This is a genomic window from Erwinia sp. PsM31 (assembly GCF_030433775.1).
GTDB classification, from domain to species: Bacteria; Pseudomonadota; Gammaproteobacteria; order Enterobacterales; family Enterobacteriaceae; genus Erwinia; species Erwinia aeris.
Genome location: NZ_JARUWZ010000154.1, coordinates 1 through 210, shown reverse-complemented (window position 1 = coordinate 210; position 210 = coordinate 1). Strand labels below are relative to the sequence as shown.

Here is a 210-nt window from a genome sequence, read left to right as displayed (position 1 = left end):
GGTCAAACCTACCTGGATCAGGAAAGTCAGGGCCTGCATTTTTACTGAAGGATGGCGGTCAACAAATTCACGGATAGCGCGGGCGGCAAACATCTTCACGCCCACTGCAATTACCACGGCCGCCATCATAATATTCAGATGATCGTACAGGCCAACGGCAGTAATTTCCGAATCAAGACTGATGATAATATCCAGCAGCATATTCTGCAC

The 210-nt window shown here is 48.6% G+C and carries 1 protein-coding gene; it reads right to left on the bottom strand.

Annotation, left to right across the window (positions count from 1 at the left end; all coding sequences use genetic code 11):
- Positions 1-210, bottom strand: a 210-nt coding sequence (locus QCD69_RS22795; protein WP_441004997.1) for a TerC family protein, incomplete at both ends; no start/stop codon positions are given.